A 15,078-nucleotide genomic window follows, 5' to 3' on the forward strand; every position below is an offset into this window, starting at 1 on the left:
CCGTTGACCCGCTGGAGAGCCCGCATCGGGCTGCGCACCCGGCTCGTGCTCGCCTTCCTGCTGGTCGCCGCGGTCAGCGCCGGCACCACCGCGACCCTCACCTACCGCAAGGCACGCACCGCGATCCTCGAACAGGCCCAGGACACCGCCGTCTCCTCCTTCCGGGACCGGGTCAGCGACATGGGCGTCCAGCTCCCCATCGAGCCCAAGTCCCTTCAGGAGCGGCTGCGCCAGCTCGCCCGGCAGGGCAAGCCGCACCCCTGGGTGGTGTTCGCCGAGTACGGATCGATCCGGGTCTCCTCCGGCACCAGCCCCGTCTCCACCGTGATCACCCCGGAGCTGCGCCGCGCCGCGCTCGCCAGCCCGCGCAGGGGCAGCTTCCAGCGCGTCGAGAAGCACGGCGCCCCCTGGCTGACCGTCGCCGTCCCGACCGTCTTCCGGGCCGGGAAGACCGTACGCCCCACCGGTCTTGTGCTCTACGCCGTGATGCCGCTGACCGACGAGGAGGCCAACGTCCGCGCCATGGTCACCGCGGCCCGCGACGGGGCCCTGCCGGGGCTCGCCGTGGCGCTCGTCCCCGCGCTGCTTGCCGCGCGCAGCGTGCTGCGCCCGGTGCGCGACCTGCGGAAGGCCTCGCAGAGCATGGGCCGGGGCCGCCTCGACACCCGGATCCAGGTCAAGGGCAGCGATGAACTCTCCGACCTCGCCCGCACCTTCAACGAGTCCGCCGTCGCCCTGGAGCGATCCGTCGGCGAACTCCAGGACGCCGAGGCGCGCGCCCGCCGCTTCGCCTCCGACGTCTCGCATGAGCTGCGCACCCCGCTCGCCGGGATGCTCGCGGTCACCGAGGTCCTGGACGAGGACGCGGCCCGCCTGGCCCCCGACACCGCGGCCGCCGTCCGGCTGATCAGCGCGGAGACCGGCAAACTCGCGGTTCTCGTCGAGGACCTGATGGAGATCTCCCGCTTCGACGCCGGGGCCGCCGAGCTGAACACCGACGAGGTCGACGTCGCGCAGACCATCCGCAAGACCCTGAGCGGCCGCCACTGGACCGACCCCGACGAGATCGTCACCGACCTGCCCGACGGCATCCGGGCCCGGCTCGACCCCCGTCGTTTCGATGTCGTCGTCGCCAACCTCGTCGGCAACGCGCTGCGGCACGGCGCCGCGCCGGTCGTCGTACGGCTGCGGACGGAGACGCCCCCGGCGCCGGACGGCGAGGTGCCCCGGCTCGTCGCCGAGGTCGCCGACAGCGGCCCCGGCATCCGCCCTGACGCGCTGCCGCATATCTTCGACCGCTTCTACAAGGCGGACTCCGCCCGCACCCGGTCGGAGGGCAGCGGCCTCGGCCTCGCCATCACCCTGGAGAACGTACGGCTGCACGGCGGCACGATCCGGGCGGCGAACGGCCCACAGGGAGGCGCGGTCTTCACCGTGGAGATCCCCCTGACGAGCGGGGAGGTGACGGCGTGAAGCGTCCGGGCAGCCTGGGCCGCCTGGGCCGCCTGGGCTCGGCCACGGTGGCGGCCGCGCTGCTCACCGGCTGCGGGGTGCGGCAGAGCGACGTCGTCGAGGCCGGCGGCCCGGCCACCGTCACCGTCCTGCCCGACGCCGAGCAGCGGGTGATTCTCTTCTTCGTCTCCTCGGAAGGCCGTCTGACCCCGGAGTCCAGGGGGTTCTTCCTGAGCCAGGAGGGGGAGTACGTGGTGCCCGGCGGCAAGGTCCTCACCATGCTGTTGGACGGCCCGAGCGAGCAGGCGCGCGCGGCCGGGCTCCATACGAAGTTGCCCCGGTCGAGGGGGTTCGTGGGGGTGAAGGGGGGCCCGGACCAGGTGTTGGTCAGGGTCCCGATCGCGGTGCGCGACCTCGAGAAGACGGCCGTGCGCCAGCTGGTCTGCACGGCCGCGTACGTCGACGGCGGCGACGGCAACGCGGAGGTGATCATCACGGGCGACGACGGCAGGCTCCCGGCCATGGACTGCGACGCCTGACGCGGAGGGGCTCTGCGCCCCAGCCCCAAGGGGCGGGACACAGAGCCCCTGTGCGGCTCCGCCGCGTGCAGGCCCCGCTCAGCGCAGCAGCTCGTACGCCGGCAGCGTCAGGAACTCCGCGTAGTCCTCGTCCAGCGCGACCTTGAGCAGCAGATCGTGGGCCTGCTGCCAGTTGCCCGCCGCGAACGCCTCCGCCCCGATCTCCTCGCGGACCGCCGCCAGTTCCTCCGCCGCGATCGCGCGGACCAGGGGGGCCGTCGCCTTCTCCCCGTTCTCGAAGACCACGCCCGCGTTGATCCACTGCCAGATCTGGGAGCGGGAGATCTCGGCCGTGGCGGCGTCCTCCATGAGGTTGAAGATCGCGACCGCGCCCAGGCCCCGCAGCCAGGCCTCGATGTAGCGGATGCCGACCTGGACGGCGTTGCGCAGGCCGGCCGAGGTGGGCTTGGCGTCGAGGGAGGCGACGTCGATCAGCTCGGGGGCCGTGACCCGGACGTCCTCGCGCAGCCGGTCCTTCTGGTTCGGCCGGTCGCCGAGCACCGCGTCGAAGGAGGCGCGGGCGACGGGGACCAGGTCGGGGTGGGCGACCCAGGAGCCGTCGAAGCCGTCGTTCGCCTCGCGGTCCTTGTCGGCCCGGACCTTGTCGAAGGCGACGGCGTTGACCTCGGGGTCGCGGCGGGAGGGGATGAAGGCCGCCATGCCGCCGATCGCGTGGGCGCCGCGCTTGTGGCAGGTGCGGACCAGCAGCTCGGTGTAGGCGCGCATGAAGGGCGCGGTCATGGTGACGGCGTTGCGGTCGGGGAGGACGAAGTCCGCCCCGGCGTCGCGGAAGTTCTTGACGATGGAGAAGAGGTAGTCCCAGCGCCCCGCGTTCAGCCCGGAGGCGTGGTCGCGCAGCTCGTAGAGGATCTCCTCCATCTCGTACGCGGCGGTGATCGTCTCGATGAGGACGGTGGCGCGGATGGTGCCCTGGGGGATGCCGAGGTGGTCCTGGGCGAAGACGAAGATGTCGTTCCAGAGGCGGGCCTCGAGGTGCGACTCGGTCTTGGGGAGGTAGAAGTACGGGCCCTTGCCCTGGTCGAGCAGGCGCCGGGCGTTGTGGAAGAAATAGAGCCCGAAGTCGACGAGGGCGCCGGGCACGGCGCGGTCACCGGCCCGCAGATGGCGCTCGTCGAGGTGCCAGCCGCGCGGCCGGGCGACGACGGTGGCGAGCTCTCCGGCGGGGCGCAGCGCGTACGCCTTGCCCTCAGGGGTGGTGAAGTCGATGCGGCGCTCGTAGGCGTCGATGAGGTTGAGCTGGCCGAGGACGACGTTCTCCCAGGTCGGCGCGGAGGCGTCCTCGAAGTCGGCGAGCCAGACCCTGGCGCCCGAGTTGAGGGCGTTGATGGTCATCTTTCGGTCGGTGGGGCCGGTGATCTCCACCCGGCGGTCGTCGAGGGCGGCCGGGGCGGGGGCGACGCGCCAGTCGGGGTCCTCGCGGATGGAGGCGGTCTGCGGGAGGAAGTCAAGGGTGCCGGTTCGGGCGATCTCGGCGCGGCGTTCGGCGCGGCGGGCGAGGAGTTCGTCGCGGCGCGGGGTGAAGCGGTGATGGAGCTCGGCGAGGAAGGCCAGGGCCGAGTCCGTCAGCACCTCTCCCTGCCGCTCGAGCGGCTCGGCGTCGACGATGGCCAGCGGGGACGGTGCTGGTGCGGACATGGGCGGTCACTCCTCGGGCGACACGGCGAAATATGTGAGCTTCCGTCTTCTGTTCTGTGGATACTAATTTCCTCATGGCGGAACTTCAACGTTCTGTTGGGGTCACTCCAGCCGCCCCAGATCCTCCGGGGTGTCGATGTCGTCGGGCCGGGCGACATCGGAGCAGTCGACGAGCCTGACCGCCGACTGATGAGCCTTCAGATAAGCGCGTGCCCCCCGATCGCCCGCCGCACTCGCCGCGACATCCCCCCACCGCTCGGCACCGAACAGCACCGGATGGCCCCGCAGCCCGTCGTACACCGCCGCGACCAGGCACGACGGCGAGTCGTACGCCGCCGCGACGCGGGCCACCGCCGCGGCCCCGATCCCCGGCTGGTCCACGAGCATCACCAGCGCCGCCCGCGCGCCCGTACCGGCCAGCGAGGCGAGGCCGGCCCGCAACGAGGAGCCCATGCCCTCGGCCCAGTCCGGGTTGTCGACCAGCGTGCACCCGGGGAGCTCGGCCCTGGCCCGTACGGTCTCGGCGCCCGCCCCCAGCACGATGTGCACCGGGGCGCAGCCGCCCTCCCGCAGCGCCCGCGCCGCGTGCTCCACCAGCGGCCTGCCCCGGTGGGCCAGGAGAGCCTTCGGCCGCCCGCCCAGCCGCCTGCCGCCGCCCGCGGCCAGCAGCAACCCGGCGACCTGGGACTTTTCATGCGATGTGCGATCCATGGGCATTGTCTACCGCTCGTCCCTTCGAGATCCCCCTGTGGTACCCGGTCTGATTTTCGCTCTCCGTATGGCGTGTCGTGCACAGAGTGGCGTTAACTGATCCGCGGCCTCTCGCGTCCGATCGGCGCGTCCAGGGGCCGTGGGGAGAAGGGGGCAGGCTTCGTGCAAAGCCGCGCGAGGGCGAGCAGGGCAGTGATGCCCGACGATCACATGAGGCTCCGGACGACACCCGGCGCCTGGTCAGTGGAGGGCGCCGCGGTCGTGGAGGACAGCCGAGTGGGCGGCACCGAGGAGGATCCCAGAGCGACGGAGCTGCGCCGGGCCGTCGCCCGGCTGCGGCGCGAACTGGCCGCCCACCCGGCCGACTTGCCGGACCGGGCCATAGCGGACGACGAACTCGCCGCGCTGGACGCCATGGCGCGCGAGGGGGTGCCCGAAGTGCCCCGGCTGCGCCGGGCGCTGCTGCTCATCGCGGGCGCGCTCGGCTCGGTGAGCGCACTGGCTGCCGCGCTGACAGGGGTGCGCGCGGCGATCGACCTCTTCGGCGAGGTGCCGCAGCCGCGGGGAAGGGGAGTCGGCAGGGACTGAGGACTGAGGGGGCCGGGGGATCGGGAGGCCGGGGGGTACCGTCAGGCCGATCCCGTGCTGGCGAGCGCGGAGGACAGCTGGGCCGCGACCTCCTTGAGGATCGGCACCATGTCCTCCGTGGCCTCGTCCGTCACCCGCCCGGCCGGGCCCGAGATCGAGATGGCCGCCGCCGTGGGCGAGTCGGGCACGGCCACCGCGAGGCAGCGCACGCCCATCTCCTGCTCGTTGTCGTCCACCGCGTAGCCCATCTCGCGCACCCGGACCAGGGCCTCCAGGAACTCGTCCGGCGAGGTGATCGTCTTCGGGGTGGCGGCCGGCATGCCGGTCCGGGCCAGCAGTGCGCGCACCTCATCGGCGGGCGTGTGCGCCAGCAGCGCCTTGCCCACGCCCGTCGTGTGCGGCAGCACCCGCCGCCCGACCTCGGTGAACATCCGCATCGAGTGGCGCGAGGGCACCTGCGCCACGTACACCACCTCGTCGCCGTCCAGCAGCGCCATGTTCGCGGTCTCGCCGGTCTCCTCCACCAGCCGCGCCAGATACGGCCGGGCCCAGGTGCCCAGCAGCCGGGAGGCGCTCTCGCCGAGCCGGATCAGCCGGGGGCCGAGCGCGTAGCGGCGGTTCGGCTGCTGGCGCACATAGCCGCAGGCGACCAGGGTGCGCATCAGGCGGTGGATGGTGGGCAGCGGAAGCCCGCTGCTGCCGGAGAGCTCGCTCAGCCCGACCTCGCCCCCGGCGTCCGCCATCCGCTCGAGCAGATCGAAGGCTCGCTCGAGGGACTGGACGCCGCCGGAGGCGGCAGCGGCGGTCTTGGGCTCGGCGGACGGCACGTCGGCATTCCTTTCGCGGCGGGTGGGGCCGGCCCTCGCGCGGCTGTTCCGCCCCGGCCGACCGGCCAACGGGCAGCCTACCCGCCGCTGGGCGGCCAGGTTCTGCGCTCCGAAAATCCACTTCCATTCTATGGACGGTCGCTTGGGGAGCGGACGGGCCTCGGCCTGTCGGGTCTTGACCCGGCGGGCGGCTCGGTGAAAACTCGTAGAGCAGAAAGTTGTTTCCGCTTGGCGGAAGATCTTGCCTGTAGTGAGGAACGGAACGGAGGGTGCGGGTGTCCCACGCGGATCCGGATCTGGTGCTGCGCTCGACCCGTGTGGTGACCCCGGAGGGGACACGCGCGGCATCGGTCGCCGTCGCCACGGCCGACGGAACGATCACGGCAGTCCTGCCCCACGACGCGGCCGTCCCGCCCGGCGCCCGCCTGGAGGACCTCGGGGACGACGTCCTGCTGCCCGGCCTCGTCGACACCCACGTCCATGTCAACGACCCCGGCCGCAGCGAATGGGAGGGCTTCGCCTCCGCCACCCGCGCGGCCGCGGCCGGCGGCGTCACCACCCTCGTGGACATGCCGCTCAACAGCATCCCGCCCACCACCACCGTCCGGGCGCTGGAGATCAAGCGCACCGTCGCCCGAGCCGCGGCCCACATCGACATCGGCTTCTGGGGCGGCGCCGTCCCCGGCAACGTACGGGACCTGAAACCCCTGCACGACGCCGGTGTCCTCGGCTTCAAGTGCTTTCTGCTCCACTCCGGCGTGGACGAGTTCCCCCAGCTCGCCCCCGCCGAACTCGACGCGGCGCTCGGCGAGATCGCGGGCTTCGGCGGCCTGCTCATCGTCCACGCCGAAGACCCCCAGCTGATCGACCGCGCCCCGAGCCCCGGCGGCCCGCGCTACGCCGACTTCCTCGCCTCACGCCCGCGCGAGGCCGAGAACCGGGCCATCGCGGGGCTGATCGAACTCGCGCGCAAGCACGCCGCCGCCCGCGTGCACATCCTGCATCTGTCCTCCGCCGACGCCCTCCCGCTGATCGCCGCCGCGCGGGGCGAGGGCATCGAGGTCACGGTGGAGACCTGCCCCCACTTCCTCACCCTGACCGCCGAGGAAGTCCCCGACGGTGCCACCGAGTTCAAGTGTTGCCCGCCCATCCGCGAGGCGGCCAACCAGGACGCGCTGTGGCAGGGCCTGGCCGACGGCACCATCGACTGCGTGGTCTCCGACCACTCGCCGTGCACCGCGGACCTCAAGGTCGGAGACTTCGGACAGGCCTGGGGCGGCATCTCCTCCCTCCAGCTCGGCCTCCCCGCGGTCTGGACCGAGGCGCGCCGCCGCGGCCGTACCCTCCACGACCTCGCACGCTGGATGTCCACCGCCCCCGCCGCGCTGGTCGGCCTCGCGCACAAGGGCGCCATCGAACCCGGGCGCGACGCCGACTTCGCCGTCCTCGCGCCCGAGGAGACCTTCACCGTCGACCCGGCCGCGCTCCACCACCGCAATCAGGTCACCGCCTACGCAGGGAAGACCCTGTACGGCGTCGTACGGTCCACCTGGCTGCGCGGCCGGAAGATCGCCGACCACGGCGCCCCGGCCGCACCCACCGGACCCACCGGCCGACTCCTGGAAAGGCAGCACACCGCATGACCGCGCCGATTCCCCGCTTCACCGGCGACGCGAGCCCCTACGGCGGCGGCGACCCGTACGCCGACTACCGCACCGCGGACCTCCCCTTCACCCACCTCGCGGACCTGGCCGACCGGCGGCTGGGCGCGAGCGTCATCGCGGCCAACGACGAGTTCTTCGCCGAGCGCGAGAACCTGCTGCGGCCCGAGGCCCCGCACTTCGACCCCGAGGACTTCGGCCACAAGGGCAAGGTCATGGACGGCTGGGAGACCCGCCGCCGGCGCGGCGCCTCGGCCGAGCACCCGCACCCCGCCGACGAGGACCACGACTGGGCGCTGATCCGCCTCGGCACGCCCGGCGTCATCCACGGCATCGTCGTCGACACCGCCCACTTCCGCGGCAACTACCCGCAGGCTGTCGGCGTCGAGGCGACATCGGTGGCGGGCACCCCGTCCCCCCAGGAGCTGCTCGCCGACGGCGTCGAGTGGACGGAGCTCGTTCCCCGCACCCCCGTGGGCGGCCACGCGGCCAACGGCTTCCCGGTCGCCGTGGCCCGCCGCTTCACCCACCTCAGGCTGAAGCAGCACCCCGACGGCGGGATCGCCCGCCTCCGCGTCCACGGCGAGGCCGTCCCCGACCCCGGCTGGCTCACCGCCCTCGGCACCTTCGACCTGGCCGCCCTGGAAAACGGCGGCGCCGCCGAGGACGCCTCCGACCGCTTCTACTCCCCGCCCGCCAACTCCATCCGGCCCGGCCGCTCCCGCAAGATGGACGAGGGCTGGGAGACCCGCCGCCGCCGCGACCACGGCCACGACTGGGTCCGCTACCGGCTCACCGAACAGGCCCGGATCCGGGCCGTCGAGATCGACACCGGCTGCTACAAGGGCAACGCCCCGGGCTGGGCCGCGCTCTACGCCCTCGACGCCACCGCCGACGCCGACCCCGCCGACCACACGGCCCCCGCCTGGACCGAACTCCTGCCCCGCACCCGCCTCCAGCCCGACACGGTCCACCGCTTCCAGCTCGCCGGGGCCCCGCCCGCCACCCACGTCCGCATCGACATCTTCCCGGACGGCGGCATCGCCCGCCTGCGGCTGCACGGCACGCTCACGGAGGCGGGCGCGCAGCGGCTCGCGGCGCGGTACGCGGAGCTGGGGGGGTGAACCTCACAGGTAGCGGAGCTTTATGCCCGGTCCGAGGTGGTTGGTGCCCGTGACGACCTGCCCCCGACCGACGTCGACGGTGAGGCGGGGGTGGGACGGGCGGCCCTCCAGTGAGGACAGGTCCAGCGGGCCGGGGTACGGGCCGTGGCACATGCCGAAGAACACCCGGGTGACTGAGGTGATCCCATGGAGAGGGCTGAGATCGGCGGGAAGGGCACATTCGTAGAAGATCAGCTCCGTGGCGCGGAGACCGACGGAAGGCCAGGCGCCAAGTTGCTCGGTCATGTCGAACCCGGCCAGCCGCAGTCGCCCGAGGTCGGCGATCGCAGTCGAGTCCATGAGCCCCCGAAGGCTCCCTGTGCCCTCCAGAGACAGGTACTCGAGCTTCGGCAGACGGTCGAGAAACGCCAGATCGGGGTCGGCCGGGACGTATCCCAGCCACAGGTCGGTCAGCGACGGTGGCAGGGGGAGCTCGTCCAGCGGGGGGAGGGTCGACCAATAGGTGAGGAAGAGCTTCCGCAGGCGAGTGAATCGGTCCAACACCTCGGTGCCCTTCAAGGGACCGGTTCCGTTGACCAAGAGATTTTCCAACGCTCGGTGGTCGGCCAGTGGCCTGAGATCGCAGTCGCCCTTGAGGCGAGTTATCCACAGCTGGGAAAGCTGGGGAAATTCCTTCAGAGCGGCGAGGCCGGGGGTGAACGGATAGGTGATCGACACTCTCCGGACGGACCCCAGCCACGTGGCCGTGGCCCACTGGCTGGGATGGGAGAGGGTGAGGTGCAGGTCTCGCAGTGGCAACTTGCAGAGCACACGCCGGACATACTGATCAGGGGCGAAATAATCCCATACCCGGGCAAGTTCCTTGTGCACATTGGTGCGCCCGTCTTCGGCGTAGGCACTCAGTAAGTCCAGCGCGCGCCCTCCGCCGATGAGGGCGGCTGTACGTACGGCCGCCCTGGCCGCGGTCTCGCTGAGACCGTCGAGCGAGCGCGGCAGTCTGCCCAGTACTGGATCGCCCACGGCTGCCAGCGACTCCGCATCGCTCCGGCGCCGCGGCGGCACCAACTGGCCGAGATTCACGTCAAGCCGCTCGGCGAGCCCGACGGGCACCGACTCCATCGTCTCCAGGCAGGACGCCGCCAACAGCCGTAGCCCACGCGCATGACGGCGCTCCGCCTCCGCGCGGTCCAGGATGCCGGTGATCAGCTCCTCCCGCTGGCCGCGGTTGGCGTGTCCGGCGGCCATGATGATGGTCTCGCGCCAGGTGTCCAGATGGGCCCGCTCGATGAGATTGCCGACGCGGTCCTCCTCCGCCGCCTCCTCGGCGGCCAGGTACTCCTGGAAGCTGCGGTGCAGGAAGTCGATGCGGTCGTCGGCCGGGGCGCGCAGCACCCCGGAGCGGGTCACCAGGTGCTCCAGGGCCCGCCCGCCCTCGGCGTCCAGATGGCGCATCGACCTCAGCTTGGCCGTGACGTGGTCGAGCGCCTTCTCCCGGGCGATCTCGCTGCGGTTGTTGTCCGACAGCCGCCAGGCCAGATCGCGCAACAGGCACAGCTTGTCCGTGAGGCTCAGCCGTACGTCCAGGGCGCTGGGTACCCCGCGCTCCGCGTCGCGGCGCTGCACCAGCAGCTCCAGCGCGATGCGGTACAGCTCCATGCGGTTTCGCGGCAGCCGGCTGCGCCGCCCCAGGTGCAGCGCGCACAGCAGGGCGGCCAGGAGCGGGTTCGCGGCGAGGGCGAGCAGATGGGGGCGGTCCTGGAGGCTGGCCACGAGCGCCCGTTCGTAGTGCGGGAGCTCTTCCGGTGCGCATGGGGCGTCGCCGGAGTGGAGTTGTACGGCCTGATGCCACTGCTGGACGAAGGCGCGCAGGTCGGCGGGGGTCATCCGTTCGAGACCGACCGGGGCGAAGCCCTCCGACCGCAGCCAGTCGCCGCCGGCGGCGGTCGGCCGGGTCGTCACCACGGCGCGGGTGTCCGGGTAGGCGCTGAGCAGCAGCCTGAGCCAGTCGCGGACCTTGCGCCGCTCGCTCGCGACGAGTTCGTCAAGACCGTCGACCAGGAGCAGCACCCGGCCCGCCTGGAACTGGCGGTCGACCCACGCGGCGGGCATATGGCCGGTCAGCGGCCCGGCGGTGACGTCCAGCAGCTGCTCAAGACGCGGCAGCTCGCGCGTCGCGTAGTGGCGGAGCTTGACGAGGACGGGGACCAGGCCGCTCCAGTCGGCCAGATCGCCACCGAAAGAGCCCCGTGCCGCGGTGACGGCCAGCCAGTTGAGCAGCGTCGTCTTCCCGGAGCCCGCTTCCCCGCGCAACAGCACACGTGGCGCCTGCTTCAGCGCCGCCTCGACCCGTACGCTCGCCGACGACTCCTGCTCGGCCGTGTCCCATGCGCCGATGCCCGCCCGTAACCGGTCGACGGATCCGTGGCCCGTCCGCCGCGCCGCCCGCTCCTCGTCCGTGCTGACCCGCAGGCTGATGTATGCGACGGACAGCTTGGTGCGCGGCGCCTGCCCTGCCGTGAAGCTGAACAGCTCCACCTCGTCCATGGTGCGGCTGATGAACTCCAGATACTCACGGCGGAAGGCGGCGTCCTGATCCGCGCCCTGCGGCGCGTACAACGACCTGACGGGCAGCCGCTCCAGCACCCGGCTCAGCTCCGAGCCGAGCTCGCCGACCCGCCCCAGCAGCTCGGTGACGCCACGCTCGGTGAAGACCGGGAGGCGGCGCAGGGTCTGCACATAGCAGTCGCAGCACTCGGCCAGCAGGAGTTCGTAGAAGCGCGTTTCCACCTCGCCAAGACCGGTCGGCGGGGGAGCGGCGGTACGGACCCGGCGGGCGAGCTCGGCGGGGTTGGCGTCGGACCCGAGGATCGCCTCGTCGGACAGGTCCGCGTGGGCGAAGGCCGCCGTCACGGCGTCGAGCGCCGCCCGCCGTCCGCCCTCGTCCAGGCCGCGGAACTCATGCCCGCAGATGGGCTCAAGCCGCGCCGCGACCGCGTCCGCGATCTGCTCGAACTGCCGCTCCACGCCACGCTGGGCCCGCAGCCCCGGTATCCGCCGCCGGATCAGCGCGGACATGTCCATCCGGCTCTCCTGCTCGCGCGTACGCGGGTCGAGCCACATCCGGACGACGCGCGTCGCCAGCGTCCGCCCGAGGTTGATTGCCGCGACCTCAGCGCTCACACCACTCCGCCCCTTCGAGGTGACTGTCGGCTTTCCCGCATCGACATCTTCCCGGATCGGCGCTATCGCCCACCCGTGTCCGCGTCGCTGCGGTCTTCACCGGGATTCCCGGAGAATGCCCCAGCCTTCAGGCCGGGGAGGGATCCGGTTTCCCTCGTAGCGGGGCAGGAGAAGCCGGATCGCCGCTCGGCGATCCGGGGTCCACCCGGGCAATGGCGGAGGCGACCTTCAAGCATCCTGGAGCGTCTCGGAGTTGAGGGACGCCGGTCCCAGCGGCTCGGGCGGTCACTCGTTCGAGTGGGTCTGCCGGAATACGAAGTGACAAACGAATCATGACGCTACGTTGACTGCATGATGACGCCACGTGAAGCCGATGATGCCGGGCATGCCCGGTACACGTACCGGCTTCGCGTGTCCTCGAGTGCCCGTGGGGCGCTGATGGCGGAATGGGACCGGTGCCGGTTGATCTGGAACGAGTGCGTCGCCAAGTCCAAGTCCATCCACCTGCACAACAAGGCCACGGGGGAGAAGCGGACTTGTGGTCCGGCGCGGCTCGACAAGATGCTGACACAGGCGCGGGAGTGCATGCTGTGGCTGCGTGAGGGCTCCAGCGTTGCGCAGCAGCAGCTGATACGGGATTTCGGCAAGTCCCGCGCCAAGGCGCACAAGGACATCCGGGAGGGCCTGCCTCAGCGGCAGCGGGCTGGTATGCCGAAGTGGAAGAAGAAGCGCGAGGCCGCTCCGACGTTGAACTACACCCGGCGCGGGTTCCGGCTGAGGACGATCGCCTTTACCTGGCGGGCGGGATCGTGGTGACGGTGGTGTGGTCGCGGGACCTGCCCGCCGAACCGTCTTCGGTGCGTGTGTACCAGGACAGTGTCGGGCACTGGTACTGCTCGTTCGTTGTCCCCACCGAGGTGCGGCTGCTGCCGGAGACCGGTCGGGTGCTGGGCGTGGACTGGGGCGTGAAGGAGACCGCGACCACCACCTCGGACGCCCATGACCTCCCGCATGCCCAGCATGGCCGCAAGGCCCAGGCCAAGCTGGCCCGGTACGACCGGATGATGGCCCGCCGTAGACCGAAGAAGAGGCAGGCCGCCTCCAAGGGCTACCGCGAGGCAGGGAAGTGGCGGGCGAAGACCTACGCGAAGATCGCCCGGCAGCGGCAGGACACCGGGCGCAAGTGGGCGAAAAAGGTCGTGACCGACCACGACGCCGTCGCGGTGGAGGACTTCAGGCCGAAGTTCCTCGCCAGGTCCTCGATGGCGCGCAAGGCGGCGGACGCCGCGATCGGTGCCACGAAGAAGGCTCTGATCGAAATGGGCCGCAAGCACGGTCGGGACATCCGTCTCGTGCATCCCGCGCACACCACCATGGACTGCGCATCGTGCGGAGCGAGAACCAAGCACGCACTGCCGCTGTCCGAGCGCACCTACACCTGCACCACGTGCGGAGCCGTCTCCCCCAGAGACAAGAACTCCGCCCACGTGATGCTCCACCGGGCAGGTCTGAACCCGGCTGGTGCCGAGGGCGCAAGACCTCCGGGAGCGCCGCTCCCGCAGGCAGCCTGAGCCAGGAATCCCCTCCCTCCAGGGAGAGGAGCATTCAAAGGCCGTACTCCCGGCGTACATGCTCCCAGCCCAGCTTGACCAGTGAGCTGATCGTGGCGCCGAATGCGATGCCGAGCCCCTTCTTCGCGTATCGCGAGTATTTCCGCTCGGATTTCCGCCGCCTGCGGGTGCTTTCGTCTGTCCTGGGCACTGCTTGCCTCCTCGGTGTCTTCATAGAGGAGACGCGGCCGGGGAGGGAATTACGTCAGAAAGCATGTGTGCAGCTGAGGAAGAAATACGTCGGGGCCCGGTCTCGACTTCCCCCTGCTGTCGAGACCGGGCCCCTCCCCCGAAACGCGCGCGGCAACCCCTGTTTACCGCCCGCGTACTTGTTGCGTCACGTCTCGCTCGGCTCTGCCCCCCGTGTCAGGGCCGGGCGAATCGCTCAGCGGAAGAACGCTGGGCCGTTCTCCTGAGAGTTCTTGCTCCGTGTGCAGTTCCTCGACGACAGCGACCGCTACTTCGTCGCCGGCCTGCGCTGCGTGGCGCCACCACGCGTAGGCCGCTTCTTCGCCGTCCAGGAGTTCCACGATTTCCGCGATACGTCGGAGTCCTGCACCATCCTTTCCCTCGTGATTCCGGGTGATCTCTCTCAGCTCGTCCAGCAGCTCCTCCCGGCTCGCGCCGTCCTCCTCGGATTCGGCCCGCCGGGGGCCGGCCGCGCTGTGGCCGACCCCCATGGCGGAAACCGCTGAAGAGACGAATCCCAGCTCGGGGAACACCCGAGCCAGGAAGGTCTCCGCGTCGGGCCGAACCGAATCCGGGGAAGCGTGCTGGGATGCCAGGACGAGACGTTCAACGACGTCCATCCCCGCCTCCTTTCTCTCCCCACGCCCGTTCGGCTTCCGCGAGTGCGATGAGCGCCCTCTTGTCGAATCGGCGGGCGGTCGACTCGGAGATGCCCATGATCGCGGCGATCTCGGGGAACGACCTGCCCTGCTGGTACCGCAGTTCAATGACTGAACGCCAGGTGGGGTTGAGCATTTCCAGCATGGGCGGAAGGCTCAGCTTCCACTCGATGTCGGAGTAAAGATCCTGCGTTTCCGGCACCAGCTCGCCGGAGGCGTATTTCTTGAGACGCTCGCGTTCCGCGGTCTCGCTGCGCTCCATGGAGCGCCAGGCGTTGATCACGCAGCGCCGGGCGTATCCGGGTGTGTTCCTGACCTTCCGGCGAAGGTCGGCGTCATCCCATTTCTTCCAGAGGCTCTCCAACACATGTTGTACGGCGTCGTCCGCGGCCTGGTGGTCGCGAGCGTGCCGACGCGCGGTCAGCCGGAGCGGCCCGGTGTGTTCACGGCACCAGGCCATGAAATCCGCCCGCGCGTCGAACTCCTCGTCGCTCATGCGGACCTCCCGGACATCCGCGCGACGCCGGCGGCGCGCGCCGTCGCCGGGGCGGCGGAATGGTGGCCCGGCCGGCTGGACCCGACGGTGTGGCGCAACGTCGAGTGGCCGCCGGAGGTGACCTCGCGGGCGGTGGTGTGGGCGGCGGCGTGGACCTGGGTGGCCCGGCTCTCCGCTCGGTGGCGCGTCGCGGGGTCGCGCGGGAAGGCGTCGTCGACTGCGGTCATCGACGGCTCCCCCTCTCGGTGAATCGATCGCCTCGGACCCCGGTCCCAGTGGGGGCCGAGTCCGATGGCCGCCGAAGAAGTACGGCCGACCACCCCGTAGACGCGGCCGCCGCGGCGGTT

Annotated in this window: 13 protein-coding genes and 1 pseudogene; 6 read left to right on the forward strand and 8 right to left on the reverse strand. The window is 71.3% G+C overall.

Going from position 1 to position 15,078, the window contains the following annotated elements; genetic code table 11:
* Positions 1-3: 3 nt before the first annotated feature.
* Positions 4-1,473: an ATP-binding protein gene (locus ABTY62_RS09300; RefSeq protein WP_352128794.1), complete on the forward strand. Its 1,470-nt coding sequence runs from the start codon at positions 4-6 to the stop codon at positions 1,471-1,473.
* Positions 1,470-1,991 carry a hypothetical protein gene (locus tag ABTY62_RS09305; protein ID WP_352128795.1) on the forward strand — a complete coding sequence of 174 codons (522 nt, stop codon included), beginning with the start codon at positions 1,470-1,472 and terminating at the stop codon, positions 1,989-1,991. The genes ABTY62_RS09300 and ABTY62_RS09305 overlap by 4 nt, the downstream gene beginning before the upstream one ends.
* A 78-nt stretch (positions 1,992-2,069) precedes the next feature.
* Here the strand turns inward: ABTY62_RS09305 and aceB are convergent, their stop codons facing one another.
* The gene (gene aceB / locus ABTY62_RS09310; protein WP_352128796.1) at positions 2,070-3,686 is read right to left on the reverse strand and encodes a malate synthase A; all 1,617 of its coding nucleotides are present in this window, start codon (positions 3,684-3,686) and stop codon (positions 2,070-2,072) included.
* Between the two features lie 102 nt (positions 3,687-3,788).
* Positions 3,789-4,397, reverse strand: coding sequence for a nucleotidyltransferase family protein (locus tag ABTY62_RS09315; protein ID WP_352128798.1), 609 nt, complete (start codon positions 4,395-4,397; stop codon positions 3,789-3,791).
* Positions 4,398-4,592: 195 nt separating this feature from the next.
* Between ABTY62_RS09315 and ABTY62_RS09320 the strand changes: the two genes are divergently transcribed.
* A complete protein-coding gene (locus ABTY62_RS09320) occupies positions 4,593-4,985 on the forward strand; it encodes a DUF5955 family protein (RefSeq protein ID WP_352128799.1) in 393 nt (130 codons plus the stop codon).
* 41 nt (positions 4,986-5,026) lie between these two features.
* Here ABTY62_RS09320 and ABTY62_RS09325 read toward each other — a convergent pair whose 3' ends face one another.
* Positions 5,027-5,812, reverse strand: a complete 786-nt coding sequence (locus ABTY62_RS09325; protein ID WP_352128800.1) for an IclR family transcriptional regulator — start codon at positions 5,810-5,812, stop codon at positions 5,027-5,029.
* 275 nt (positions 5,813-6,087) lie between these two features.
* On the opposite strand from ABTY62_RS09325, the gene allB reads away from it, so the two are divergent.
* Both allB and alc read left to right on the forward strand, forming a co-directional pair.
* Positions 6,088-7,455: an allantoinase AllB gene (gene allB, locus ABTY62_RS09330; RefSeq protein WP_352128801.1), complete on the forward strand. Its 1,368-nt coding sequence runs from the start codon at positions 6,088-6,090 to the stop codon at positions 7,453-7,455.
* Positions 7,452-8,597, forward strand: a complete 1,146-nt coding sequence (gene alc / locus ABTY62_RS09335; RefSeq protein ID WP_352128803.1) for an allantoicase — start codon at positions 7,452-7,454, stop codon at positions 8,595-8,597. The genes allB and alc overlap by 4 nt, the downstream gene beginning before the upstream one ends.
* A 3-nt stretch (positions 8,598-8,600) precedes the next feature.
* On the opposite strand, the gene ABTY62_RS09340 is transcribed toward alc, so the two are convergent.
* A complete protein-coding gene (locus ABTY62_RS09340; RefSeq protein WP_352128804.1) occupies positions 8,601-11,777 on the reverse strand; it encodes an NACHT domain-containing protein in 3,177 nt (1,058 codons plus the stop codon).
* Positions 11,778-12,131: 354 nt separating this feature from the next.
* Between ABTY62_RS09340 and ABTY62_RS09345 the strand changes: the two are divergent.
* Positions 12,132-13,348, forward strand: a pseudogene (locus ABTY62_RS09345) (RNA-guided endonuclease InsQ/TnpB family protein).
* 34 nt (positions 13,349-13,382) lie between these two features.
* Here ABTY62_RS09345 and ABTY62_RS09350 read toward each other — a convergent pair.
* From ABTY62_RS09350 to ABTY62_RS09365, 4 genes are all read right to left on the reverse strand, one after another.
* Complete coding sequence (locus ABTY62_RS09350) at positions 13,383-13,538, reverse strand: hypothetical protein (protein ID WP_352128805.1); 156 nt, start codon at positions 13,536-13,538, stop codon at positions 13,383-13,385.
* Between the two features lie 163 nt (positions 13,539-13,701).
* Entirely contained in the window at positions 13,702-14,196 is a 495-nt protein-coding gene (locus ABTY62_RS09355) for a hypothetical protein (RefSeq protein ID WP_352128806.1), read from the reverse strand.
* Positions 14,183-14,731 carry an RNA polymerase sigma factor gene (locus ABTY62_RS09360; RefSeq protein WP_352128807.1) on the reverse strand — a complete coding sequence of 183 codons (549 nt, stop codon included), beginning with the start codon at positions 14,729-14,731 and terminating at the stop codon, positions 14,183-14,185. The genes ABTY62_RS09355 and ABTY62_RS09360 overlap by 14 nt, the downstream gene beginning before the upstream one ends.
* Positions 14,728-14,958: a hypothetical protein gene (locus tag ABTY62_RS09365; protein ID WP_352128808.1), complete on the reverse strand. Its 231-nt coding sequence runs from the start codon at positions 14,956-14,958 to the stop codon at positions 14,728-14,730. Before ABTY62_RS09365 ends, ABTY62_RS09360 begins: the two co-directional genes overlap by 4 nt.
* Positions 14,959-15,078 lie beyond the last annotated feature (120 nt).

Source organism: Streptomyces sp. NPDC097640, assembly GCF_040302705.1.
GTDB lineage: Bacteria > Actinomycetota > Actinomycetes > Streptomycetales > Streptomycetaceae > Streptomyces.